The organism is Geminicoccaceae bacterium (assembly GCA_020638465.1).
Classification (GTDB): domain Bacteria; phylum Pseudomonadota; class Alphaproteobacteria; order Geminicoccales; family Geminicoccaceae; genus JAGREO01.
The window spans coordinates 856,634-879,353 of sequence record JACKIM010000001.1 but is presented as its reverse complement, the minus strand read 5'-3'; the positions used below and the strand labels follow the sequence as shown (position 1 = coordinate 879,353).

Genomic DNA, 22,720 nt, shown 5'->3' with positions numbered 1-22,720 from the left:
TACCATGATTCCCAATTAACGCTTTGGCATAAAACGGAAATCAGCGCCCGTAACTTATATAACATAGAATCTAACATTGATGTCAGGGGGCCGGGACAACCGCCCCATGGTGCCACATTTCCGCGCCGGGGCCGGTCCTGATGCGCGCGCTTGATCTGTTCAGTGCCGCCGCCGGAGGCTGGTCGCTCGGCCTGCATCGCGCCGGGTTCATCACCATCGCCGCCTGCGAGATCATCGAATGGCGGCGCATCCTTTACGCAGAGAACAATCCCCATGTCCGACTCTACGAAGACGTGCGCGCCCTCACGGCAGCTCGGCTTGTTTCCGACCTTGGATGCTTGCCCGACATCATCGTCGGCAGCCCGCCCTGTCAGGACATCAGCAGCGCGAACACCAAAGGCAAAGGCGTCGATGGCGAGCGCTCCGGCCTCTACTTCGAAGCCATCCGCCTTGTCGGAGATTGCCGCCCTCGCTGGTTCGCTTTTGAGAACAGCCCTAATCTCCGAACTCGCGGCGCTGACCGGCTGCTCTATGAGCTGGAAACGCTCGGCTACGCCTGCGAGCCGTGCGTGGTGGGTGCTTCGGATGTCGGGTCCAACTACATCCGCAAACGGTCCTGGCTCATCGGCTACGATCCCGGCCAGCTTGCCGACACCCGTTGCCCAGTCCCAGCAGGGCGGCATTCGTCTGGAGGGCGGATCGGGCGCGCGAAAGGCGATGAGAGATTCCGGGCTGACGGAGCTGTTCAGCAACCAGTCCCATGCGCCGATGATGGGCACGCCGACAGCGAACCCGGCCCCGAGGGGCAGCGTGCTGCGCAAGCACAAGGGGCGGATGACTTCGGATCAGGACCGGTTCGACCGGACACCGACGATCAGCGAGGCACTGCATTTCGACAAGTTGAAGCAACCGCTCGGCCCACTGCCGACACCAACAAAGCGGGACAGCCGCATGGATGGCTGGAGTCCGGCCTACGAACGGCGCAACTCGCCGACCATGGATGCGGTGATGAGCCGGGCCATGATGGCGGCCACCCCGACCGCGACGGCGAACCAGTTAGCCCCGTCATCGGTCGAGAAATGGGCGGGCGCGCGGGCGCTGGCAGCGATGTTGAAGAGCCATGGGCTGAGTGGAACGGCGGCTTTGCCCATCACCTACGGCTGGATGATGGGCTTTCCGCCTGGGTGGCTGACACGCGCATTGCGCTCGGCAGTCGCAAAGGGACATCTGCGGCCAGCCTGATCGTCGGCGCATTCGGCGACGCGGTTCTGCCGCAAATCCCCGAAGCCATCGGCCGCGCCATTCTGCGCACGGAAGCCGCGCTGGACGTGGTGCTGGCGCGCGATCCCCACGACAATCCCGGAGACTTTCAATGACCCGTCGCGCCCGCCACGGCGCGCAGGGCCGGCCCATGCCGGACGGACCCGCGCCAGCCACCACACTGGTCGAACTGAGTTTCGACAAGGGCAAGGTCGAGCGTTGGATACGCTTTGGTCGGAAGAGCTATGAACAGATCATCGACCGCCGCCGCAGTATCGTTGGCTTTGCACCGGACAGCATCTTTGCCTTCGTCCGATGGGCTGCGAACGAGCATGGCACGGTGGTTTCCCGGATCGACATTGTGCGGGCCGTTGGTCGCGGAGAACCGTTCCAGACGCTACCCTATGTCCGCCCCGGCGGGGAAATCCTGTTGCGCCTCAATGGCTGGCCAAAGGTGCAGCGTGCGCTGGCTGTCATCGGCGCGGTAGAAGCCCTCGGTCTCGACCCGGCGGATGCTTCTCCCGATCACTGGCGGCATGTCCATAACCGCCTGACCGCCAATCTGGAGCCGCACGCCTACACGCCGGAGCGTCATGCCGCCTGGCTGCATCGCCGCAGGATTGGGCCATGACGCGCCGCCGTATCCTCACATTGGCGACGCTGGCCGTCGCCACCATCACCGCCGCAAGTGCGGTCGATTGGCCGACAAAGCTGATCTGGAACGAAACCGCCAGCGCACCCATCGGCTTCTATACCGTCGAGCCAATTGGCCGGCTCAAGGTGCCCGATCTGGTCGCCGTCATGCCGCCCGAACCGCTCGCCAGCTTCATGGTCGAGCGCGGCTATATCGGGCGCGACGTGCCGCTACTGAAGCATGTTCTTGGCCTGCCAGGGCAACGGGTTTGCCGCATTGATCGCACCATCACTGTGGACGGAATTGTGATGGGCGAGGCACTGGAACGCGACCGGATGGGTCGTGATCTGCCTGTCTGGCAGGGCTGCCAGATCATCGGCCCCGATCAGCTTTTCCTGATGAACCGGGATGCCCCGGACAGCCTTGACGGACGCTATTTCGGCCCACTTCCCGCCAGCTCCGTCATCGGCCGCGCGGTCCCGCTCTGGACCGATGAAATTGGCGATGGCCGCTACCAGTGGCGCGCGTCAGCGCACTGAACCCTTTCCCAACAACCGAACACAGGAGATTTTCCATGCCCCAGATCGGTCAATTCACGCGCGAAGAATCCGGTTACACCGGTCGCATCCAGACCCTCACGCTCGACATCGAACTGGCGATCATCCCCGCCGAAGGCGATGCAGAGAATGCCCCGGATTACCGCGTCCATCATAGCGATGCCGATGGCCCGGAGGTCGGCGCGGCGTGGCAGCGCACCGGCGAAAAGGCCGGAAACTACTTGTCCGTCCTGCTGGATGATCCCGCCTTGCCGCAGCCGATCCGCGCCAATCTCTTCCAGAACGGCGGCGATGAAACCTCCTGGTCGCTGCATTGGAACCGCCAGAAACCGCGTGACGGACGGGAGTAAGACCATGCGAGCATCCGCCATTCTCTACGCGGTGTCGGTACTGGTCGGCACGTTTTCCATTTGCGTTGCACCAAGCACTTCGTTTGCACAATCCGCGCCCGTTGCGCGCGCTGCCATTGCCGATCCCCATGCGGCACATATCACCGAGGCATCGCAGCGGTTTGGCATCCCGGAGCATTGGATTCGTGCTGTCATGCGTGCCGAAAGCGCGGGCAATGCACGCGCGATTTCTTCAGCGGGCGCGATGGGGTTGATGCAGGTGATGCCCGAGACATGGGCGGGTCTGCGCATCCGTCACCGGCTCGGCCGCAATCCCTATGACCCGCGCGACAACATCCTCGCAGGTACGGCATACCTGCGCGAAATGTTCGACCGCTACGGCAATGTCGCTGCCATGCTGGCGGCCTATAATGCCGGTCCCGGTCGCTATGACGAATATCTTGCAACGGGCCGACGACTGCCAGCCGAGACCCGCACTTATGTCGCCGCTCTGATCCCGATCCTTGGCGGTTCTGCCCCATCCGATGCGCCGTCCAGGCAACCGCCACCGCCACCCGATTGGCGCGCTGCACCGCTCTTCGTCATGCGCCCAGACAACGGTCGGGCTGCGGCCGCACCGCGATCCGAAGAACCGTCCGGCGACTTGTTTGCCGCAGTTTCGGAGTCGGTGCGCCCATGAAAATTGGATATGCCGACCCGCCCTATATCGGATGTGCGCACCTCTACCGGGACCAGCCCGATTGCGCCGGCGAGGTTGATCATGTGCGTCTGATCGAACGGCTGGAGTGCGATTATGACGGCTGGGTATTACACGCCGCAGCGACGCCCCTGTCGATTGCCACGCTAGCGCCGATGGTCGAACGAACAGGCGCGCGGTGGATGGCCTGGGTGAAGGGATTTGCGGCATTCAAGCGCAATGTCCCGGTCGCCTTCGCGTGGGAACCCGTCATCGTGAAAGCGGCAAGAAAGCCCGTGGTCAGCAAGCGGCTGGTGATGCGCGACTGGATTCAGGAGAGCATCACATTGCGCCGTGGCCTCACCGGCGCGAAGCCCGAGGCGGTTTGCCATTGGGCGTTCGAAATGGTCGCTGCGCGCCCCGACGATACGCTTGACGACCTGTTCCCCGGCACCGGCGCGGTCGCCGCAGCGTGGCGCACATGGCGGCTCAAATTCGCGTTGCCGGACGATCCGATTGCGCGCGGCGGTGCCCACGGTCAGGCGGCAGGTGGAGTGAAATCATGAGGGCAGGAGAAACGAAAAGAGCGGTAGGAAGGGAGGGCAAGATTAAAGAAGACGGCACCATGGCGGGCCGCTTCCAAAGATTATTGTTGTCTGCACACTGGTTACGGGAGCCGCAAGCGGCACCCTTGTCTTTGTCCCCGCGTGCCGCGATGTTCCGCAACGCCTTGGCTTTGCGGGGTTTCGAGCGGCACCATAGGCGCAGATCAGCTTGTTTTCGGCGTTTTTGGCCGGAATTTCGTCCATGAGCACCGACGACGAAAACCGCTTCCGCCCGAAACCCGGTCGCATCCGATCCGACAGGCCAAAGGCGGGCAAGGCGAAGAGCTTTCTAACCCAGGTCAAACGGATCACCCGCCAGCAACAGGCGGCAAGCGGGCAGAAATTTTCAGCATCATCACCATCGCGTCCGTCATCGCCCGGTCGTTCCCATACCGTCACGGCCAGCGGCAAGGGCGTAAAGCGCGGGCGCGGCGCGAGCTTTGTCCGCGCCCGCAATATTTCCGGCACCTGGCATCATCGCCAGTCCGGTAGCCGCCGCGTCATCGTCAAGCAGCGCAGCGTCCGCACCGCCGGAAAGAATGGTCGCGCCCGTGCGCATCTGCGCTATATCCAGCGCGATGGCACCTCACGCGATGGCGAACGCGGCCAGCTTTATTCAGCACATGATGACCGCGCCGATGGTGAGGATTTTCTGGAGCGCGGCAAGGATGACCGCCACCAGTTCCGCTTCATCGTCTCGCCCGAGGATGGCGCGGAACTGTCCGACCTGACCGCCTATACCCGCGATCTGATGAAACAGGTCGAAGCCGACCTCGGCACCAAGCTCGATTGGGTCGCGGTCAATCACCACAATACCGGCCATCCGCATGTGCATGTCATCGTCAATGGCCGCGATGACATGGGCGGCGATCTGGTCATCAACGGCGACTATCTCGCCAACGGGCTGCGCGAACGCGCGAGCGAATTAGCGACGCTTGAACTCGGTCCCGTCACCGAGATCGAACAGAGCCGCAAGCTGTCCGCCGAGATCGACCAGGACCGGTTCACCCGGATCGACCGGGCGATGGTGCAGGAAGCCGATGACGGTTTTATCGACCTGCGCCCCGAACGGCCAGGACAGAGGCGACAGTTCGAACGAACGCTACGGCTGCGTCGCCTCGCCAAGCTGGAGAAAATGGGGCTGGCAAGCGAACATGCGCCCGGCGTCTGGGAACTACGCAAGGACATGGAACCGGTGCTGCGCGATCTGGGTGAGCGCGGCGACATCATCCGCACCATGCAGAAGGTGCTCGGTTCAGAAGGTAGCGAACGTGATCCCATGAGTTTCCAGATTCATGGTGGCGCACCCGAAACGCCAATCACGGGCCGCGTCATGGACAAGCATCTGTCGAACGATCTGGGCGAGACCCTGACCATCGTGGTGGACGGGATCGATGGTCGCACACACCACATCGCCGACATCGCGCCCGAGCGGCTGGAGGATGCCCGTATTGGTAGCATTGTCGAGATCGGCGCGGCTGAGGTAACGGCACGACCGTCCGACCGCAGCATTGCGGCCATTGCCGACGACGGCATCTACCGCCCGAGCCGTCATCTGGAGCAGGCGAAGTTCGAGGGCCGCGTACCGGGCGGCGACTATGAGGGCTATGTCGATGCGCATGTTCGGCGGCTGGAGGCGTTGCGCCGCTCCGGGATTGTCGAGCGGATTGACGCTGACCAATGGCGCATCCCCGACGATTTCGAGAGCCGTGCCGCTGCCTATGATGCCGGGCGCAACCGGCAGGCCAGCATACGGGTTCTATCCGCCTTTGATCTGGAACGGCAGATCGGAGCGGACGACGCAACCTGGCTGGACCGGCGACTTATTCATGGTGAGGTCGCCGACCTTACACCAACCGGTTTCGGCCAGCAGGTGCGCGAAGCGATGGATCAGCGCCGTGAACATCATATCGAACAGGGTGATGCTACGCGCGGCAAGGACGGTCGCGTTCTTTACCGCCGCAATCTTCTCGCCACCCTGCGCGAGCGTGAGGTTGCGCGCATCGGCGCGGAGATGGCCGAGCGCAAAGGCTTGCCGTTCCGCGCCGCCACGGACGGCGAAAGCGTCAGCGGCAAGTTCACCGGCACCGCGCAGCTATCCAGCGGCAAGTTCGCCGTGGTCGAGAAATCCCATGAGTTCACCCTTGTCCCGTGGCGACCCGTCATAGACCGCCAACTCGGGCGCGAGGTCATGGGTGTTGTGCACGGCGGATCGGTATCGTGGCAGTTGGGGCGGCAGAAGGGCTTAGGGCTGTAATCCACCACTGCCTACGAATCCTATCTTGAAGTCGGCCAACAGTCTGATAAACTACCTGCCGAACGGTAGGTTTTAGCTATGGCAAAAATTGAACGAGATGAGATCGTGAAGCGCGCCACGGAGTTACTGCGCGTTGGAGGTTATGATGATACGTCAATGGCGCAGATTGCGGATGCCTGCGGAATCCGCAAGGCGAGCCTCTACCATCACTTCCCAGAGAAGGATGGTCTGATTCTCGCAGCGATTGAGCGTATCCATGATCATTTTCGGGAGCACATCTTTGCCATCGTCTACAGAAATGACGCGGACCCCAAGCACAGGCTTCATGCCCTTTGCGAAGCGATATTCGACTATTTCGATGGTCGCGAGGGGGGATGTCTCTTGGGAAACTTCACGCTTGCACTGACAGAGCGTGCGCCGCGCTTTCAGGAGCCACTACGCGCATACTTCGATGACTGGACAGCAGCCGTCGCCCATTTGCTCACACCAGCACACGGCGCTTCCAGGGCGCGCGAATTGGCATTCGATTCTGTCGCCCATATCCAAGGGGCAATCATGATGATGCGTCTCTACCACGATCCCTGTCACCTTCGCCGGGCGCTCGATATGAGCAGGGGAACACTCCCTTAAATTTACCCTCTAAACCTACCGGTTGGCCGGTAGAGAAATGGATAAGACATGCAAAACGCACAACACTTCCACGGTCCATGGATAGTTGCGGTTGCCTTCATAACGTTGATGGGGGCGTTTGGGCTCAATCTCAGCGGGGGACAATTTTTTGCACCCTTGGCTCAGGAGTTTGGATGGGGTCTTGCGACACTCAGTTCGGCTGCGGCTCTCAACATGATCGTGTGGGGAATCTGCCAGCCGTTCATGGGACGGATGATCGACCGCTTCGGTCCTAAGCCGGTCATAGCAGCGAGCGCAGCCCTGATGGGAATTGCCTTCCTTGGCGCGTCCACGATCTCGACGCTATGGGAGTTCTATTTCTATTATGGGATTTTGGCCGCGATTGGTTTCGCCGGCTGCGGTTCTATGGCCAATTCGGTACTTGTCGCACGATGGTATGTCCGTGGACGTGCACAGATGTTGGCCCGAAGTGCGATGGGCATGAACATTGGCCAGCTTGTTTTTCTCCCGCTTGCAGGCTGGCTTATCGTTGCGTCCGGGTTTCGCGGAGCGTTCCTCGTGCTCGGTATCCTGATGATTGTAGTGATAGTCCCTCTTGTCCTGCTTGTCACCCACAGCTCTCCTGACAAAATCAATCAAGCGCCAGATGGCGATCAACTGTCCACTTTCACACCGCCGAAGTCGGCATCGCTTTCGCAGGCAATTCGCAACTCCGACTTTTGGGCCGCAACACTTGGCTTCGTCACTTGCGGTTATTCCCTCTATCTCGTGGTGATTCATCTGCCGCGTTTCGCAGTTGACCTCGGAGCAGACCTTTCCACGGGCGGGCAAGTTCTTGGCCTTGCTGCCGGCGCAAGTGCGGTTTCGATGTGGATATGCGGTCAGCTTGCCGGACGATTGGGAAAGAAAAAACTGCTGATCGGTCTCTACCTCATTCGTGCCTTATCTCTCGCTTTTCTCGCCGTCTCGACGGAGGTCTGGCAGCTTTATGCGTTCGCTATTGTTTATGGCCTTTCATCGATGCCGATCATTCCGTTGAAAACTGGATTGATCGGCGATCTCTTCGGCGCGAATGCCATGGGCAGCATCCTCGGCGCAGCCTGGTTCCTGCATCAAATACTCGCGGCTATCGCTGTGTACCTCGGCGGCTATCTGCGAGTTGAGACAGGTAGCTATTCCGCTGCATTTTGGTCAGCGGCGGTTTTGCTCCTGATTGGCGCAGTCGCAACGATTCTCATTCGCAAGGCTGGCGGGCCGGTTTCCCTGCAACCAAATCCCGTACGGGGCTAATGCCATGCGGCGGCGTTCAATACGGATGGTTGATCGTCAATCTGGTATGCCGACCTCGCTTGGCTCGCGCATCCCTATGGCTTCACTGATCCAGACGCTCGCCGTCGCCGAATATCTGAACTTCCGCCACGCCGCCAACGCGCTCGGCGTGGCGCAATCCAGCGTCAGTGCGCGAATTAAGGCGCTGGAGGAAGACTTGGGCATCCTTCTCTTCGAGCGCCATGCGCGCGGCGTCCGGCTGACCGAGGCCGGACGCCAGTTCGTCGAGCGGGTGACGGTTGGAATCGACCAACTCGACCATGCGGTGAAAACCGCCAGCATGGTCGGATCAGGGGAAAGCGGTCGCCTTCGTATCGGCATCCATGCCCTGATACCGGGCGGATTTCTTGACCAACTGCTTTCCAGATACCGCGAAGACCATACCAGCATCGCCATCGACATCACCGAAGGCACGGCCCGCGAAACCATGATGCAGCTTCGCGCTGACCGTCTGGACATCGTGTTCGTTGCTGGCTCGCCCGAGCCACCCGACTTTCATGCCCGGCGCATATGGGCAGAACCCTTGGTTGCGGCACTGCCAGATCATCATCCGCTCGCGGGCAATTCCGCCGTTGCGTGGTCCGATCTGGCAGGCGAGACCTTCCTTGTCCGTCACGGGGGCACTGGCCCACAAGCGTATGATCACATCCTGCTGCGCTTTACCGGGAATTGGCCGGCACCGACCATCCAGCGGCTTGATGTGGGACGTAGCGCGCTGTTGTCGATGGTCGCACAAGGATTCGGGATCACCATTGTCGGCGCGGCAACATCGCTGCTGTCCGCTTCAGGCGTGAGGTTCCTGCCGTTTTCCGACGAACCTGAGCCAGTTCCTTTCTCGGCAGTCTGGTCGCCATCGAACCGCAGCGCTGCACTCCGCAACCTGCTGAACCTCGCAAGCGCCATGGAGCGAAACGCCCGGGCGGGCTGATTTCACCCCAACCATCCTATTTGCCGCCGATAGTATCCGGCAGCCCTCCCACACCCGTTTTCCTGTTGCCAGCTCGGTACATGCTCACTTTCTGATCGGCCCCAAACTCTTGCCGATTGGAGCCAATATGCGCGGAGGACGAATCCTTTGGGGTCAGATCACCGTGGTTTTCACCATCGTTCTGGTGATGACATGGGCGGCGACACAATGGACGGCCTTTCGTCTTGGCTTCCAACCCCAGCTTGGCAATCCATGGTTCGAACTGACGGGCTGGCCGGTCTATTACCCACCGGCCTTCTTCTGGTGGTGGTTTTCCTTCGACGCCTATGCGCCCGCAATTTTCGTGGAAGGTGCAATCATTGCCGCGTCTGGCGGTTTGATGGCTATCGCCGCTGCTATCTTCATGTCCATCATCCGTTCGCGCGAGGCGCGCAATGTCGCTACCTACGGTTCGGCGCGATGGGCTGAGGACAGGGAAATCCGCTCTGCCGGTTTGCTTGGCCCCGATGGCGTGGTGCTTGGTCGGTATGAGCGGACCTATCTGCGCCATGATGGGCCGGAGCATGTCCTCTGTTTTGCGCCCACCCGTAGCGGCAAGGGCGTCGGGCTTGTGGTGCCGACGCTGCTGACCTGGCCGGGAAGCTGCATCGTCCATGACATCAAGGGCGAGAACTGGGGTCTGACCGCAGGCTTTCGCGCAAAGCATGGCCGCGTGCTGCTGTTCGATCCGACCAACGCGAAGTCATCCGCCTACAACCCGCTGCTGGAGGTCCGGCAGGGTGAATGGGAAGTCCGTGATGTGCAGAATATCGCGGATATTCTGGTCGATCCCGAAGGCAGTCTCGACAAGCGCAACCATTGGGAAAAGACCAGCCATAGCCTTCTGGTCGGTGCGATCCTGCATGTTCTCTATGCCGAGCCGGACAAGACGCTGGCGGGTGTCGCCAGTTTCCTGTCCGATCCGCGCCGACCGGTGGAAGCGACTTTACGGGCAATGATGGACACGCGGCATCTGGGCGAAGCAGGCGTGCATCCGGTTATCGCGTCGTCGGCGCGGGAGCTGTTGAACAAGTCCGAGAATGAGCGATCAGGCGTGCTCAGCACCGCCATGTCTTTTCTGGGCCTCTATCGCGATCCCGTTGTGGCTCAGGTGACGGCCCGCTGTGACTGGCGCATCGCCGATCTGGTCGCCAGCGAACGGCCAGTCACGCTCTACCTTGTCGTGCCGCCATCCGACATCAACCGTACCAAGCCTTTGATCCGCCTTATTCTCAATCAGATCGGCAGACGGCTGACCGAGGAACTGAATACATCCGCCAAACGGCATCGCCTGCTGTTGATGCTGGACGAGTTTCCGGCGCTCGGGCGGCTGGATTTCTTTGAAAGCGCACTGGCTTTCATGGCGGGCTATGGCCTCAAGAGCTTCCTGATCGCCCAGAGCCTCAATCAGATCGAACGTGCCTACGGGCCGAACAATGCCATTCTCGACAATTGCCATGTGCGTGTCAGCTTCGCCACGAACGACGAACGCACGGCCAAGCGGGTCTCGGATGCGCTCGGCACCGCGACAGAGTTACGTGATTCCACCAACTATGCCGGGCACCGACTGGCCCCATGGCTGGGGCATCTGATGGTCTCGCGTCAGGAAACTGCGCGGCCCTTACTGACGCCTGGCGAGATCATGCAGCTTCCACCCACCGATGAAATTGTCATGGTCGCGGGCACGCCGCCGGTCCGCGGCACCAAGGCGCGGTATTTCGAGGACGTGCGGTTGCAGGAACGCATCTTGACACCGCCCGATCCGGCCACGGTAGCCACTACCGAAACCCCGTCATCGGATGATTGGTCGAGCCGTGTCGTTACGGCCAACAAGCCTGTGGCGAATGCCACCGATGAGACCGAAGGCGATCCGGCCAATGCCGGTATCCGCCGTGAGCCGGAACTGCCCGAACATGAGGAAATCATCACCCCGCCATCGCCTGAACAGGAGTTCACCTTCCCAGACGACGAGCCCGACGTTGACGCCGCCAAGGCGAACGCGATGCGCCAGCGCATGAGGGCCGTGGCGCGACAAGTGGCGATGAACCCCGATGACGGAATGGAACTCTGAGGCCGCGCCATGACCACAAGAACCCGGATGAATGTCTATTTCGATCCTGCGCTGATGCCGCAAATCGAGACGCTGGCGCATCGCCGCAAGGTCTCCAAATCCGCCATCGTGGAAGCGGCGGTCATGTCCTACCTGTCGGGCGACGCCGCCGATCAGATGGAAGCCGCCATGTCGCGCCGCCTGGACCGGCTCGGCCGCCAGATCGATGGGCTGGACATGGACCTTGCCGTTCTTGGCGAAACGGTCGCGCAGTTCATCCATTTCTGGATGACCATCACGCCGCCATTGTCCGGCACCGCACAATCCGCAGCCCGCGCGAAAGGCGCGGAACGGTTCGAAGGCTTTATGGAGACCCTCGGGCGCAGACTTGCCACAGGCGACAGGTTTCTCAAAGAGCTGTCGCGGGATATTGATGCCCTGTCCACGCAGGAAGACTCGTTGGACGAGTTGCAAACCGAAGAGCTCTTGAAAAACCCATCACGATAGGTTATTGGTTTCCATGGTCACGATCCACCGCGCGCACGGGCTACGCATCGTCATCTTCACCGACGACCATGAGCCAGCCCATGTGCATGTGTTCGGCGATGGTCACGCCAAGATCAATCTGATCGGCCCCGATGACGGGCCGGAACTGGTCTGAGTGGAGGACATGAAGCGGAACAATGTGCGCCGTGCGATGGCTGTCGTGATCGAACACAGGGATGAGTTTCTGGCGCGTTGGAGAGAGATACATGGTTGAACTGACCGATACCGCAATCGATGCCGCGCTGGAGCGGGGCCGCACCGCACACGCCAATGAACCGCGTGCGGCGGCTGCGCGCTACGACCGGTCTTCCGGTCGCGTGATCGTCGATCTTGAAAACGGCTGCACCTTCGCCTTTCCGCCGCGTCTGGCGCAGGGGCTTGAGGGCGCAACCGGCGATCAACTCGCCACCGTCGAAGTCCTCGGCAAGGGCTATGGTCTGCACTGGGAGGAATTGGACGTTGACCTGTCTCTGCCGGGCCTGATGGCGGGTATTTTCGGCACCAAGACCTGGATGGCCCGTCGTGCAGGTCGAGCTACATCAGCCGCAAAGGCCGCCGCATCCCGCGCCAATGGAGCGAAGGGCGGTCGGCCGCGTAAAACGGCTAAGATGTAAAAAGTCAGCAGTGTTCGGTGGCGCAAATGAGGCTGGCAATGCTTGCCCAGATGGCCTTCTCGTACAGTTAGTGGGCCTTCCCTAAATGCTCGTCGAAGGTTGAGTAGTTCTTTATGCCCTTGGTCTTCTGCGCTTTGCCAAGCCGGGTGCCGTCAATTCTCTTTTGCAGATATCTGGTCAGCGCCTCAAATGTATGAACCGGAAGGTTGTCCCACTTCGCGCCGAATTCCCGTTTTATGCTGTTATAGAGAATAGCATAGTTCATACCATCTTTCCCCACTTCAGCCCTTTTAAATTCATGATATCGGTCGATGAGGTATTTTGTGTAGTTTCGTTGTGCGAGGTCTGAACCTATGGTTCCAGAGATCGGCCCCTGTTTTGTCGCCAAGGATTTGTTGGAGACATGCACCGTATTCGCCACGATTCCGGCGTTCGACCCGCTAAAGGAAATGACGTTGCCTTCGCTGCGGGACTGCACCTGCGCAGGTTTTGCGTCTCCCTGTTCAGCTCGAAATTTTGCCTCATAAACATCACGAGCGGGGATCGCCCCGTTCTCGATCTTCTGATGGCAGTTGGCGCAGACCAGCAGGAGGTTTTTGACGTGATGCTCTTGCGTTTCTGCATGTGCAATGATGTGATGAACTTGCAAGGTGTTCACATCTTGCTCACCACAAAAAGGGCATTTTGAAGCGAACTGCTGGTAAATTTCTTTCTCCAGCTTTCTGGGCAGAGCTTTGCGTTTCGTCATTTGTTCTCGTGCATGGAAATTGGTCTGATTCATTACATAACAGCGCCTCTTCTTGTGGCCCAGTGACAAATTGGGAATGAACCCCCTGAACTCGCAGCCACTGACTACCCGTCCTATTCACCGCCGATGACCGCATCGCGCCGCACGGGTTTAATTTGCTGTTGATCGGGCCGGTTTTCGGTCTCTTTTAATCGACCCCGATCCGGGGATCGCCTGTCGCGTCCCTACTTTTGCACCGGGGCCGACATGATCGAGACCAGCCACAGAGAGGAAGCCATCGCACGCGGCGCGCGGATGCTGCGCACGGCGCTTGGTCCTGCGATTGCGCGCTTTCTGGACGATCCGGCTGTTGTTGAAGTGATGCTCAACCCCGATGGGCGACTCTGGATCGACCGGCTGTCGGAAGGGCTGGCCGATACGGGCGAGCGCCTGTCCGCCGTCGATGGTGAGCGCATCGTCCGGGTGGTCGCCCATCATGTCGGCGCAGAGGTGCATGTGCGCAGTCCGCGCGTGTCCGCCGAATTGCCGGAGACCGGCGAACGATTCGAGGGGCTGTTGCCGCCCGTTGTCGCCGCACCGGCCTTCGCCATCCGCAAGCCCGCTGTCGCCGTGTTCACGCTGGACGATTACGTCACCGCCGGGATCATGACCCGGTTTCAGGCGGAGGCGCTGAGGCTCAATGTCGCGACCCGCGCCAATATTCTGGTGGCGGGTGGCACCTCGACCGGCAAGACAACGCTGACCAACGCGCTGCTGGCCGAGGTGGCGAAGACTTCGGATCGCGTCGTCATCATTGAGGATACGCGCGAGCTGCAATGCGCCGCGCCCAACCTTGTCGCCATGCGGACGAAGGATGGCGTAGCGACGCTTTCCGATCTGGTGCGTTCCAGTCTGCGCTTGCGCCCGGATCGCATCCCCATCGGCGAGGTGCGCGGGGCTGAAGCGCTTGATCTGCTCAAGGCATGGGGCACCGGCCATCCGGGCGGGATTGGCACCATCCATGCCGGATCGGGCATCGGCGGGCTGCGCCGCCTCGAACAGCTCATTCAGGAGGCGGTCGTCACCGTGCCGCGCGCTCTGATCGCCGAAACCATCAATTGTGTCGCCGTTCTGTCGGGTCGCGGTTCGTCGCGCCGATTGACCGAACTTGCCCGCGTCGAAGGGCTGGGGCCGGACGGCGATTACCGCATCAGCCCCATCGAAGTTTCCCCAACCACCACTCACGCAACCGGAGACCTTTTATGATCCATATCGCCATGCGCTGTCATCAGCGCCTCGCCACCGCCGCCGCTTTTGCTGCGACCAGCCTGATACTGGCCGCGCCCGCCCATGCGGCGGGATCGTCCATGCCCTGGGAAGCGCCGTTGCAAAGCATCCTGCAATCCATCGAAGGCCCGGTCGCCAAGATCATCGCCGTCATCGTCATCATCATGACCGGTTTGGCACTGGCCTTTGGTGACACATCGGGCGGATTCCGCCGCCTGATCCAGATCGTCTTCGGCCTTTCCATCGCCTTTGCCGCCAGTTCGTTCTTCCTGTCGTTCTTCTCGTTCGGCGGCGGAGCCTTGGTGTGATGGCGGTCGCTCTCGAACAGTTGGACGCCGTGCCCGGCTTCAGCGTCCCGGTCCACCGGGCGCTGACCGAGCATATCCTGCTTGGCGGCGCACCGCGTTCCATCGCCATCATGAACGGCACGCTGGCCGGCGCCGTGGGCCTTGGCCTGCGTCTCTGGCTGGTCGGCATCGCCATCTGGGCAATCGGCCACTTCCTCGCGGTCTGGGCGGCGAAGCGCGATCCGCAATTTGTCGAGGTCGGACGGCGACATCTGCGCATCCCCGCACATCTTTCGGTCTGAGGGCGCATCCATGATGAACCTCGCCGAGTATCGCCGCAGCGCCACGCAGCTTTCCGACTATCTGCCCTGGGCGGCGCTGGTCGGGCCGGGCGTGGTGCTGAACAAGGATGGCAGTTTCCAGCGGACGGCGCAGTTTCGCGGTCCCGATCTGGATAGCGCCGTCGCCGCCGAACTGGTTGCTGTGGCGGGGCGGATCAACAACGCCTTCCGCCGCCTGGGATCAGGTTGGAGCATATTCGTGGAGGCGCAGCGCAGCGAGGCTGCGACCTATCCCGAAAGCCTCTTTCCCGATCCCGCATCCGCGCTGGTCGATGCGGAGCGCAAGGCTAGCTTCGAAGAAGTCGGCGCGCATTTTGTATCCGGCTATTTCCTGACCTTCCTCTGACTGCCATCTGCCGAAGACGCCGCCCGCGCCGAGACATGGCTTTACGAGGGCCGCGCGCAATCGGGCGTGAACCCCCACGAGCTGATGCGCGGTTTCATCGACCGCACCGACCGGGTGCTGGCGCTGATGGACGGCTTCATGCCGGAATGCCGCTGGCTGGATGACAGCGAGACGCTGAGCTTTCTGCATTCGACCATTTCCACGAACCAGCAACGCATCCGCGTGCCCGAAGTGCCGATGCATCTCGACGCATTGCTGGCCGATCAGCCGCTGACCGGCGGGCTGGAGCCGCGTTTGGGCGAGGCCCATCTGCGCGTGCTGACCATCGTGGGCTTCCCGACCGCGACCACGCCGGGCCTCTTGGACGAGATGAACCGGCTCGCCTTTCCCTATCGCTGGTCCACCCGCGCCATCCTGATGGACAAGACCGATGCGACCCGGATGCTGACCCGTATCCGCCGCCAGTGGTTCGCCAAGCGCAAGTCCATCGCCGCGATCCTCAAGGAAGTGATGACCAATGAGGCATCCGCGCTGGTGGATACCGATGCCGCCAACAAGGCGCTCGATGCCGACATGGCCTTGCAGGAACTCGGCGCTGACGTGGCGGGCATGGCCTATGTCACGGCGACCGTCACCGTCTGGGATGCCGATCCGCGTCTTGCCGACGAGAAGCTGCGACTGGTCGAGAAGATCATTCAGGGCCGCGACTTCACCGCCATGCCGGAAACGGTCAATGCCGTGGATGCATGGCTCGGCAGCTTGCCGGGCCATGCTTACGCCAATGTCCGCCAGCCCCCCATCAGCACTTTGAATCTCGCCCATATGATCCCGCTTTCAGCGGTGTGGGCTGGCGCGGCGCGGGACGAGCATTTCGATGCACCCCCTTTGCTCTATGGAAAGACCGAAGGCTCAACCTCGTTCCGGTTATCCCTCCATGTCGGCGATGTCGGCCATACGCTGGTCGTCGGCCCGACCGGAGCAGGCAAGAGCGTCCTGCTGGCGCTGATGGCCTTGCAGTTCCGGCGCTATGCCGGATCACAGGTCTTCGCCTTCGATTTCGGCGGCAGCATCCGCGCCGCCGCGCTCGCCATGGGCGGCAACTGGCACGATCTGGGCGGCGGATTGACCGAGGGATCGGACACGTCCGTTTCCCTGCAACCGCTTGCCCGCATCCATGACAAGCACGAACGCGCCTGGGCCGGGGACTGGATTGCCGCCATTCTTGCCCGCGAAGGCGTCGCCATCACGCCTGAGGTCAAGGAACATATCTGGACGGCGCTGACCTCGCTGGCCTCGGCCCCGGTCACTGAGCGCACCATCACCGGCTTTGCCGTTCTGCTGCAATCGAACGACCTCAAGCAAGCCCTTCGTCCCTATTGCGTCGGCGGGGCTTGGGGCCGGTTGCTGGATGCCGAGGCCGAACATCTGGGCGGTGCGGACGTGCAAGCCTTCGAGATCGAGGGGCTTGTCGGCACCGGAGCCGCGCCCGCTGTTCTGGCCTATCTGTTTCATCGCATCGGCGACCGGCTCGATGGACGGCCCACGCTGCTGATCATCGACGAGGGCTGGCTGGCGCTCGACGATGACGGGTTTGCGGGCCAGCTTCGCGAATGGCTGAAGACGCTACGCAAGAAGAACGCTAGCGTCATCTTTGCCACGCAAAGCCTCAGTGACATCGACGGCAGCGCCATTGCGCCGGCCATCATCGAAAGCTGCCCGACCCGGCTTCTGTTACCGAACGAACGCGCTATCGAGCCGCAGATTACCGCGATCTATCGCCGCTTCGGTCTCAATGACCGCCAGATCGAAATCCTCGCACGAGCGACACCCAAGCGCGACTATTACTGCCAGTCGCGGCGCGGCAATCGCCTGTTCGAGCTTGGCCTCAGCGAAGTCGGCCTCGCGCTTTGCGCCGCATCCGCAAAATCCGATCAGACCCGCATCGCCGAACTCTTTGCCGAGAATGGCCGCGAAGGTTTCCTCGCCGCCTGGCTGCACGAGCGCCGCGTCGATTGGGCCGCAGACCTGATCCCCGATCTTACCAACCTCATCCCCCAAGCAGAGAAGGAGTCCCAATCATGAAGTCACGTCAGTCTCGCGCCCGCCGTTTCGCTGCCGCATTGCTTGCCGCACCCGTTGTCGCCGTGCCCATGGTCCTGCCGCAACCGGCATTCGCAGCATGGATCGTCTATGATCCCTCAAACTACGCTCAGAACCTGCTGACCGCAGCGCGAACGCTGGAGCAGATCAACAACCAGATCACCTCGCTTCAGAACGAAGCGCAGATGCTCATCAATCAGGCCCGCAATCTGGCGAGCCTGCCATATTCGTCGCTCCAGCAATTGCAGCAGAACGTCCAGCGCACCAAGCAGCTTCTCGCCCAGGCGCAGAATATCGCCTTCAATGTCGGTCAGATCGATCAGGCGTTTCAGACCAAATACGGCAATGTCTCGCTGTCCGCGACCGAGGCGCAGCTTGTGGCAGACGCCCGCTCACGCTGGCAGAACACGGTCGGCGGCTTGCAGGACGCCATGCGCGTGCAGGCAGGCGTTGTCGGCAATATCGAGACCAACCGCGCCGAGATGTCGGCGCTGGTCAGTCGCAGTCAGGGTGCGACCGGGGCGCTGCAAGCGACACAAGCGGGTAATCAACTTCTGGCGCTGCAATCCCAGCAACTATCCGACCTCATCGCATTGATGGCGGCGAATGGGCGAGCCGAGGCTTTGAATGAGGCCGAGCGTGCCACCGCCGCCGAACAGGGCCGCATCCAGCGTGAGCGCTTCCTGACGCCGGGCGCGGGCTACCAGCCCGGCAATGCGCAGATGTTCAACTGAGGCGGCACCGATGGAGGGGAAGCATCTGGCCCGCATTGGCGCGGTGATCTTCGTCGCGCTTGCGATCACCGCGACGGCCATCGAGATGTCGCGGGAGGACGAGCCTTCCGCGCCCCGTCCGGCATCCGCTCTCCAGCCCACGGCCGATCCGCTGCGCGAGCGCCTGCGCCGCTGTCAGCAACTCGGCGAGGCGGCGGCCAGTGACGCCGACTGCCTCGCCGCCTGGGCGCAATCGCGCGACCGCTTTCTGGGGCGCTGAGCCATGAACAATACCGGCGTCATCGACAATTTTCTGGGTGTCTTCACCAGCTACATCGACAGCGGCTTTGGCCTGCTCGGCGGCGAGGTCGCCTTCATCGCCACCACGCTCATCGTCATCGACGTGACGCTCGCGGCGCTGTTCTGGGCCTGGGGTGCCGACGACGACATCATCGCCCGTCTGGTGAAGAAGACGCTGTTTGTCGGCATCTTCGCCTACATCATCGGAAACTGGAACAATCTCGCAAGGATCGTCTTCGAGAGCTTCGCCGGTCTCGGCCTCATGGCGTCCGGCACCAGCTTTTCCGTCGCCGACCTGATGCGGCCAGGCCGCGTGGCGCAGACCGGACTCGATGCCGGACGGCCATTGCTCGAATCCATTTCCGACCTGATGGGCTGGGTGTCCTTCTTCGAGAACTTCATCCAGATCGCCTGCCTGCTCTTCGCCTGGGCATTGGTGGTGCTGGCTTTCTTCATCCTTGCCGTGCAGCTTTTCGTGACCCTGATCGAATTCAAGCTGACGACGCTCGCGGGCTTCGTCCTGATCCCCTTCGGCCTTTTCGGCAAAACGGCCTTCATGGCCGAACGGGTGCTGGGCAATGTCGTATCCTCAGGCATCAAGGTGCTGGTGCTTGCCGTCATCATCGGCATCGGCAGCACGCTGTTCTCGCAATTCACAGCAGGTTTTGGTGGTGTAACGCCGACTATTGACGACGCCATGGCCATCGTTCTTGCCGCACTGTCGCTCCTTGGCCTCGGCATCTTCGGCCCCGGCATCGCCAACGGGCTTGTCTCGGGTGGCCCGCAGCTTGGTGCGGGCGCCGCAGTCGGCACCGGCCTTGCGGTTGGCGGCGCTGCCCTTGCTGCTGGCGGGGGCACCATGCTGGCCGCAAAGGGCGGCGCTGCAATACTGTCTGGTGGAGCCGCCGCCGTTCGTGGCGGCGCAACCGCCGCCGGTGGTGCAAGTGCGGCTTATAGTGTCGGCTCACTCGGCAAATCCGGGGCATCCGGCGTGGTATCTGGTATGGGCGGCGTTGCGCGCGCAGCCGGTTCTGCCGCAGCGTCCCCGTTGAAGCGCACCGCCGCGAAGGCGTCCGAAAGCGTCAAATCCAGTTTTGCCCAAGGCGCGAAGGCCGGGTTCGGCGCGACCGGCGGTTCTTCCACCATGGGAACGGTTGGTAGCGCCAGCGCCGATGCCGCCACCCAACCATCCGGCAATCCGCCTGCCTGGGCGCGGCGAATGCAGCACCGGCAAACCCTCTCACACGGAACCACCATGGCCGCCCATGCCGTTCGCGCTGGTGACGGCCATGGCGGCGGCGCATCCGTTACCCTTTCCGAAAGTGATCGCTCATGAGCCTCTTCAAACGACCCGCCGCCCATTACGGCAAGACACCGCAACCCGAGACACCCTACCAGAAGGCCGCGCAGGTCTGGGATGACCGCATCGGCTCCGCCCGCGTGCAGGCGAAGAACTGGCGCATCATGGCCTTTGGCTGCCTGATCCTGTCGGCAGGATTCGCCACGGCGCTGGTCTGGCAATCGGCGCGCGGCAGCGTCGTGCCCTGGGTGGTGCAGGTCGATAATCTCGGGCAAGCACAAGCTGTCGCGCCCGCCACAGCCGATTACCGTCCCTCTGACCCGCAGATCGCCTTTCATCTGGGCCGCTTCATCGAAGAGGTGCGGTCGATCCCCGCAGACGCCATCATCGTGCGCCAGAACTGGCTGCGCGCCTATGAGTTCACCACCGACCGGGGTGCGGCGGCGCTCAATGACTATGCCCGCGCCAATGACCCATTCGCCAAGGTCGGGCAGCAGCAGATCGCTGTCGAGGTTTCCAGCGTCATCCGGGCGTCGCCGGACAGCTTTCGCGTGGCCTGGACCGAACGCCATTACGAGAACGGCCAGCTTTCCACCACTGAACGCTGGACGGCCATTCTCACCATCGTCATCCAGCCGCCGCGCAGCGCCGAGAAGCTGCGCGCCAATCCGCTTGGCATCTATGTCAATGCAATCTCGTGGTCACGGGAGATGGGGCAATGAATATGACGATCCGCACGCATTCTGCCGTTGTCATCCTTCTGTCCGCCACCATGCTGGCCGGTTGCGCAACGAAACAGCCGCAGTTCAGCTATGATTCCAGCGTGCCGCCGCTGCCCAGGGTGCAGCAGACCACTGCAATCGATGACAGGCCCAAGCCGCTGCACACACCACCCGCATGGACCGTCGCCCATGGCGGCCCTGCATCCGCCACGCCCACGGGCCGGGTGCAGAACGCCAATGCCGCCGCCCGGATCGAGCCGCGCCGTGAGGGCTATTACAACGCCATCCAGATTTACCCCTGGAGCGAAGGCGCACTCTATCAGGTCTATGCCGCTGTCGGGCAGATCACCACCATCGCGCTGGAGCCGGGCGAGCGCCTGAGTGGTGCAGGCCCGATTGCCGCCGGTGATACCGCTCGCTGGATCATCGGCGACACGGAATCCGGCTCTGGCGCAAATGCCCGTGTCCAGATTCTGGTGAAGCCGACGCGGCCGGACATTTCCACCAACCTTGTCGTTACCACCGACCGGCGCAGCTACATGATCGAGCTGCACGCACGGGACTCGCTCTACATGCCTGCCGTTGCCTGGGCTTATCCGGCAACGCCCGCCACCCGTCGCCCGAGTGTGCCATCAGCGCCTGTCATTCCCGCTCAATCTTCCCGCAACTATCGCTACGGATTGCAGGTTCAGGGTGACAGCCCGCCATGGCGACCGGTTTCTGTCTTTGACGATGGCCGCCGGGTCTATGTCGTCTTCCCGCGCGGCATCGTGCAGGGCGAGATGCCGCCGCTCTTTGTCATTGGCGCAGATGGCGAGCCGCAGATCGTCAATTCTCGCATCCACCAGAATATCCTGATCGTGGACCGGCTCTTCGGTGCGGCGGAACTGCGCCTTGGCTCTGGCAAGCGCCAGCAGGTGGTCAGGATCGTCCGCGTTGAACAGCAGCAAAAGGTGGCGAGCGATTCCACCACTACCACGGAGGCCCGCCATGACCGATAACACCGACACCGCAGCCCCGATGCGCCTGCGGGCCGAGCCGCCCCGTGTCACCCGTCTGTCGCGGAAAGTTTTGGCGGGCGTTGGCGCTATTGCACTTCTCGGCATTGGCGGCGCATTGATCTATGCGCTCCAGACCCGTGATGCCGGACAGGGCGGCGGCGAACTTTATTCCACCGAGAACCGCAACACGGCGGACGGGCTGAACGGCCTGCCAAGCGATTATACCGGCCCGGTTCTGGGACCGGCACTGCCCGGTGATCTGGGCGGGCCGATCCTTGATGCGCAGCAGAGAGGACAGCCGGTTGCGCCGCCCGTCACGGCAACACCCGCTGTCGATCCAGAAGAACAGCGCCGTCTCGCCGAGGAAGAAGCCGCACGCATGAGCGGCGTGTTTTTCCAGTCTGGCCCGCGCACTGGGGCACCAGCCAGCACGGCCATGCCGAGTCTGGCGGGCTTTGAGTCCGGCAGTCAGCCCGCAACACAGGACCGCAATGCTGCCTTCCTCAACGGCCCCGTGGACCGGCAGACTGTTGCGCCGGATCGGGTATCTCCGCCGGCCTCGCCTTATATCCTGCAGGCCGGGGCCGTCATTCCTGCCGCGTTGATTACCGGCATCCGCTCCGATCTGCCCGGTCAGATCACCGCGCAGGTGACGGAAAATGTCTATGACAGCCCGACCGGCAGCCTTCTGCTGATCCCGCAGGGCACGCGCATCATCGGCCAGTATGATGATGACGTAGGCTTCGGGCAGCGCCGAGTGCTGCTGGTCTGGAACCGCCTGATCCTGCCCGGCGGCCGTTCCATCGTGCTGGAACGCCTGCCGGGCGCGGATGCCAGCGGCTATGCCGGGCTGGAGGATGGCGTCGATCATCACTGGTGGGATGTGATGAAGGCCGCTGGTCTCTCCACGCTGCTGGGCATCGGCACGGAACTCGCCAGCGACAGCGAAGACCGCCTGATCCGCGCCATCCGCGACGGGGCGCAGGACACCATCAATCAGGCCGGACAGCAGATCGTCCAGCGCCAGTTGCAGGTCGCCCCGACATTGACCATCCGCCCCGGCTTCCCGGTCAGGATTATCGTCACCCGCGATCTTGTGTTTGAGCCAACCGGAGACTGAC

General features: G+C 62.2%; 23 protein-coding genes and 2 pseudogenes. 24 read left to right on the top strand and 1 reads right to left on the bottom strand.

Annotated features, from left to right (window positions below; translation table 11 throughout):
* Positions 1-140: 140 nt before the first annotated feature.
* From H6851_04185 to H6851_04120, 14 genes and pseudogenes are all read left to right on the top strand, one after another.
* Complete coding sequence (locus H6851_04185) at positions 141-1,376, top strand: DNA cytosine methyltransferase (GenBank protein MCB9942806.1); 1,236 nt, start codon at positions 141-143, stop codon at positions 1,374-1,376.
* Positions 1,373-1,891 (top strand): DUF2840 domain-containing protein, encoded by a 519-nt coding sequence (locus H6851_04180; protein MCB9942805.1) that lies wholly within the window; start codon positions 1,373-1,375, stop codon positions 1,889-1,891. The genes H6851_04185 and H6851_04180 overlap by 4 nt, the downstream gene beginning before the upstream one ends.
* Positions 1,888-2,433 (top strand): S26 family signal peptidase, encoded by a 546-nt coding sequence (locus tag H6851_04175; protein MCB9942804.1) that lies wholly within the window; start codon positions 1,888-1,890, stop codon positions 2,431-2,433. The genes H6851_04180 and H6851_04175 overlap by 4 nt, the downstream gene beginning before the upstream one ends.
* A gap of 35 nt (positions 2,434-2,468) precedes the next feature.
* Positions 2,469-2,801 (top strand): DUF736 domain-containing protein, encoded by a 333-nt coding sequence (locus tag H6851_04170; GenBank protein MCB9942803.1) that lies wholly within the window; start codon positions 2,469-2,471, stop codon positions 2,799-2,801.
* A gap of 4 nt (positions 2,802-2,805) precedes the next feature.
* Complete coding sequence (locus H6851_04165; protein ID MCB9942802.1) at positions 2,806-3,480, top strand: lytic transglycosylase domain-containing protein; 675 nt, start codon at positions 2,806-2,808, stop codon at positions 3,478-3,480.
* A complete protein-coding gene (locus H6851_04160) occupies positions 3,477-4,043 on the top strand; it encodes a hypothetical protein (protein MCB9942801.1) in 567 nt (188 codons plus the stop codon). The genes H6851_04165 and H6851_04160 overlap by 4 nt, the downstream gene beginning before the upstream one ends.
* 1,063 nt (positions 4,044-5,106) lie before the next feature.
* Positions 5,107-6,339, top strand: coding sequence for a DUF3363 domain-containing protein (locus tag H6851_04155; GenBank protein MCB9942800.1), 1,233 nt, complete (start codon positions 5,107-5,109; stop codon positions 6,337-6,339).
* A 78-nt stretch (positions 6,340-6,417) separates the two neighbouring features.
* Positions 6,418-6,969, top strand: a complete 552-nt coding sequence (locus H6851_04150) for a TetR/AcrR family transcriptional regulator (GenBank protein MCB9942799.1) — start codon at positions 6,418-6,420, stop codon at positions 6,967-6,969.
* Positions 6,970-7,017: 48 nt separating this feature from the next.
* Positions 7,018-8,259, top strand: coding sequence for an MFS transporter (locus H6851_04145; GenBank protein ID MCB9942798.1), 1,242 nt, complete (start codon positions 7,018-7,020; stop codon positions 8,257-8,259).
* A 76-nt stretch (positions 8,260-8,335) separates the two neighbouring features.
* A complete protein-coding gene (locus H6851_04140) occupies positions 8,336-9,226 on the top strand; it encodes a LysR family transcriptional regulator (protein ID MCB9942797.1) in 891 nt (296 codons plus the stop codon).
* A gap of 127 nt (positions 9,227-9,353) precedes the next feature.
* Positions 9,354-11,336 (top strand): conjugal transfer protein TraG, encoded by a 1,983-nt coding sequence (locus H6851_04135; protein ID MCB9942796.1) that lies wholly within the window; start codon positions 9,354-9,356, stop codon positions 11,334-11,336.
* Between the two features lie 9 nt (positions 11,337-11,345).
* Entirely contained in the window at positions 11,346-11,822 is a 477-nt protein-coding gene (locus H6851_04130; protein MCB9942795.1) for a CopG family transcriptional regulator, read from the top strand.
* A gap of 13 nt (positions 11,823-11,835) precedes the next feature.
* Positions 11,836-12,075: pseudogene (locus tag H6851_04125) on the top strand (DUF4160 domain-containing protein).
* Complete coding sequence (locus tag H6851_04120; GenBank protein MCB9942794.1) at positions 12,068-12,475, top strand: DUF2442 domain-containing protein; 408 nt, start codon at positions 12,068-12,070, stop codon at positions 12,473-12,475. Before H6851_04125 ends, H6851_04120 begins: the two are co-directional and overlap by 8 nt.
* Positions 12,476-12,542: 67 nt before the next feature.
* On the opposite strand, the gene H6851_04115 is transcribed toward H6851_04120, so the two are convergent.
* On the bottom strand, positions 12,543-13,223 hold the full coding sequence (locus H6851_04115; GenBank protein MCB9942793.1) for an HNH endonuclease: 681 nt from the start codon (positions 13,221-13,223) through the stop codon (positions 12,543-12,545).
* Between the two features lie 246 nt (positions 13,224-13,469).
* Here H6851_04115 and trbB point away from each other — a divergent pair, with 246 nt between their 5' ends.
* The 10 genes and pseudogenes from trbB to H6851_04065 all read left to right on the top strand — a co-directional run bounded on the left by trbB (position 13,470) and on the right by H6851_04065 (position 22,719).
* Positions 13,470-14,468 (top strand): P-type conjugative transfer ATPase TrbB, encoded by a 999-nt coding sequence (gene trbB / locus H6851_04110; GenBank protein MCB9942792.1) that lies wholly within the window; start codon positions 13,470-13,472, stop codon positions 14,466-14,468.
* Positions 14,465-14,797, top strand: coding sequence for a TrbC/VIRB2 family protein (locus tag H6851_04105; protein MCB9942791.1), 333 nt, complete (start codon positions 14,465-14,467; stop codon positions 14,795-14,797). Before trbB ends, H6851_04105 begins: the two co-directional genes overlap by 4 nt.
* A complete protein-coding gene (locus H6851_04100) occupies positions 14,797-15,078 on the top strand; it encodes a VirB3 family type IV secretion system protein (GenBank protein ID MCB9942790.1) in 282 nt (93 codons plus the stop codon). Before H6851_04105 ends, H6851_04100 begins: the two co-directional genes overlap by 1 nt.
* A 10-nt stretch (positions 15,079-15,088) precedes the next feature.
* Positions 15,089-17,545 (top strand): annotated as a pseudogene (locus H6851_04095) (conjugal transfer protein TrbE).
* Positions 17,542-18,297, top strand: coding sequence for a P-type conjugative transfer protein TrbJ (trbJ, locus tag H6851_04090; protein ID MCB9942789.1), 756 nt, complete (start codon positions 17,542-17,544; stop codon positions 18,295-18,297). Before H6851_04095 ends, trbJ begins: the two are co-directional and overlap by 4 nt.
* A gap of 10 nt (positions 18,298-18,307) precedes the next feature.
* Entirely contained in the window at positions 18,308-18,556 is a 249-nt protein-coding gene (gene trbK-alt / locus H6851_04085; GenBank protein ID MCB9942788.1) for a putative entry exclusion protein TrbK-alt, read from the top strand.
* Positions 18,557-18,559: 3 nt separating this feature from the next.
* Positions 18,560-19,912 carry a P-type conjugative transfer protein TrbL gene (gene trbL / locus H6851_04080; protein ID MCB9942787.1) on the top strand — a complete coding sequence of 451 codons (1,353 nt, stop codon included), beginning with the start codon at positions 18,560-18,562 and terminating at the stop codon, positions 19,910-19,912.
* Positions 19,909-20,598, top strand: coding sequence for a conjugal transfer protein TrbF (locus tag H6851_04075; GenBank protein ID MCB9942786.1), 690 nt, complete (start codon positions 19,909-19,911; stop codon positions 20,596-20,598). Before trbL ends, H6851_04075 begins: the two co-directional genes overlap by 4 nt.
* Positions 20,595-21,599 (top strand): P-type conjugative transfer protein TrbG, encoded by a 1,005-nt coding sequence (gene trbG, locus H6851_04070; GenBank protein MCB9942785.1) that lies wholly within the window; start codon positions 20,595-20,597, stop codon positions 21,597-21,599. Before H6851_04075 ends, trbG begins: the two co-directional genes overlap by 4 nt.
* Entirely contained in the window at positions 21,589-22,719 is a 1,131-nt protein-coding gene (locus H6851_04065; GenBank protein MCB9942784.1) for a TrbI/VirB10 family protein, read from the top strand. Before trbG ends, H6851_04065 begins: the two co-directional genes overlap by 11 nt.
* Position 22,720 lies beyond the last annotated feature (1 nt).

Excerpts from the sequence above, each read along its gene's own strand:
- H6851_04065 (MCB9942784.1), top strand. The coding sequence starts at position 21,589 with ATGACCGATAACACCGACACCGCAGCCCCGATGCGCCTGCGGGCCGAG.
- H6851_04120 (MCB9942794.1), top strand. The coding sequence starts at position 12,068 with ATGGTTGAACTGACCGATACCGCAATCGATGCCGCGCTGGAGCGGGGC.
- H6851_04135 (MCB9942796.1), top strand. The coding sequence starts at position 9,354 with ATGCGCGGAGGACGAATCCTTTGGGGTCAGATCACCGTGGTTTTCACC.
- trbJ (MCB9942789.1), top strand. The coding sequence starts at position 17,542 with ATGAAGTCACGTCAGTCTCGCGCCCGCCGTTTCGCTGCCGCATTGCTT.
- H6851_04180 (MCB9942805.1), top strand. The coding sequence starts at position 1,373 with ATGACCCGTCGCGCCCGCCACGGCGCGCAGGGCCGGCCCATGCCGGAC.
- trbG (MCB9942785.1), top strand. The coding sequence starts at position 20,595 with ATGAATATGACGATCCGCACGCATTCTGCCGTTGTCATCCTTCTGTCC.
- trbL (MCB9942787.1), top strand. The coding sequence starts at position 18,560 with ATGAACAATACCGGCGTCATCGACAATTTTCTGGGTGTCTTCACCAGC.
- H6851_04100 (MCB9942790.1), top strand. The coding sequence starts at position 14,797 with ATGGCGGTCGCTCTCGAACAGTTGGACGCCGTGCCCGGCTTCAGCGTC.
- trbK-alt (MCB9942788.1), top strand. The coding sequence starts at position 18,308 with ATGGAGGGGAAGCATCTGGCCCGCATTGGCGCGGTGATCTTCGTCGCG.
- H6851_04105 (MCB9942791.1), top strand. The coding sequence starts at position 14,465 with ATGATCCATATCGCCATGCGCTGTCATCAGCGCCTCGCCACCGCCGCC.
- H6851_04145 (MCB9942798.1), top strand. The coding sequence starts at position 7,018 with ATGCAAAACGCACAACACTTCCACGGTCCATGGATAGTTGCGGTTGCC.
- H6851_04170 (MCB9942803.1), top strand. The coding sequence starts at position 2,469 with ATGCCCCAGATCGGTCAATTCACGCGCGAAGAATCCGGTTACACCGGT.
- H6851_04155 (MCB9942800.1), top strand. The coding sequence starts at position 5,107 with ATGGTGCAGGAAGCCGATGACGGTTTTATCGACCTGCGCCCCGAACGG.
- H6851_04165 (MCB9942802.1), top strand. The coding sequence starts at position 2,806 with ATGCGAGCATCCGCCATTCTCTACGCGGTGTCGGTACTGGTCGGCACG.
- trbB (MCB9942792.1), top strand. The coding sequence starts at position 13,470 with ATGATCGAGACCAGCCACAGAGAGGAAGCCATCGCACGCGGCGCGCGG.
- H6851_04150 (MCB9942799.1), top strand. The coding sequence starts at position 6,418 with ATGGCAAAAATTGAACGAGATGAGATCGTGAAGCGCGCCACGGAGTTA.
- H6851_04140 (MCB9942797.1), top strand. The coding sequence starts at position 8,336 with ATGGCTTCACTGATCCAGACGCTCGCCGTCGCCGAATATCTGAACTTC.
- H6851_04115 (MCB9942793.1), bottom strand. The coding sequence starts at position 13,223 with ATGACGAAACGCAAAGCTCTGCCCAGAAAGCTGGAGAAAGAAATTTAC.
- H6851_04075 (MCB9942786.1), top strand. The coding sequence starts at position 19,909 with ATGAGCCTCTTCAAACGACCCGCCGCCCATTACGGCAAGACACCGCAA.
- H6851_04185 (MCB9942806.1), top strand. The coding sequence starts at position 141 with ATGCGCGCGCTTGATCTGTTCAGTGCCGCCGCCGGAGGCTGGTCGCTC.
- H6851_04130 (MCB9942795.1), top strand. The coding sequence starts at position 11,346 with ATGACCACAAGAACCCGGATGAATGTCTATTTCGATCCTGCGCTGATG.
- H6851_04175 (MCB9942804.1), top strand. The coding sequence starts at position 1,888 with ATGACGCGCCGCCGTATCCTCACATTGGCGACGCTGGCCGTCGCCACC.
- H6851_04160 (MCB9942801.1), top strand. The coding sequence starts at position 3,477 with ATGAAAATTGGATATGCCGACCCGCCCTATATCGGATGTGCGCACCTC.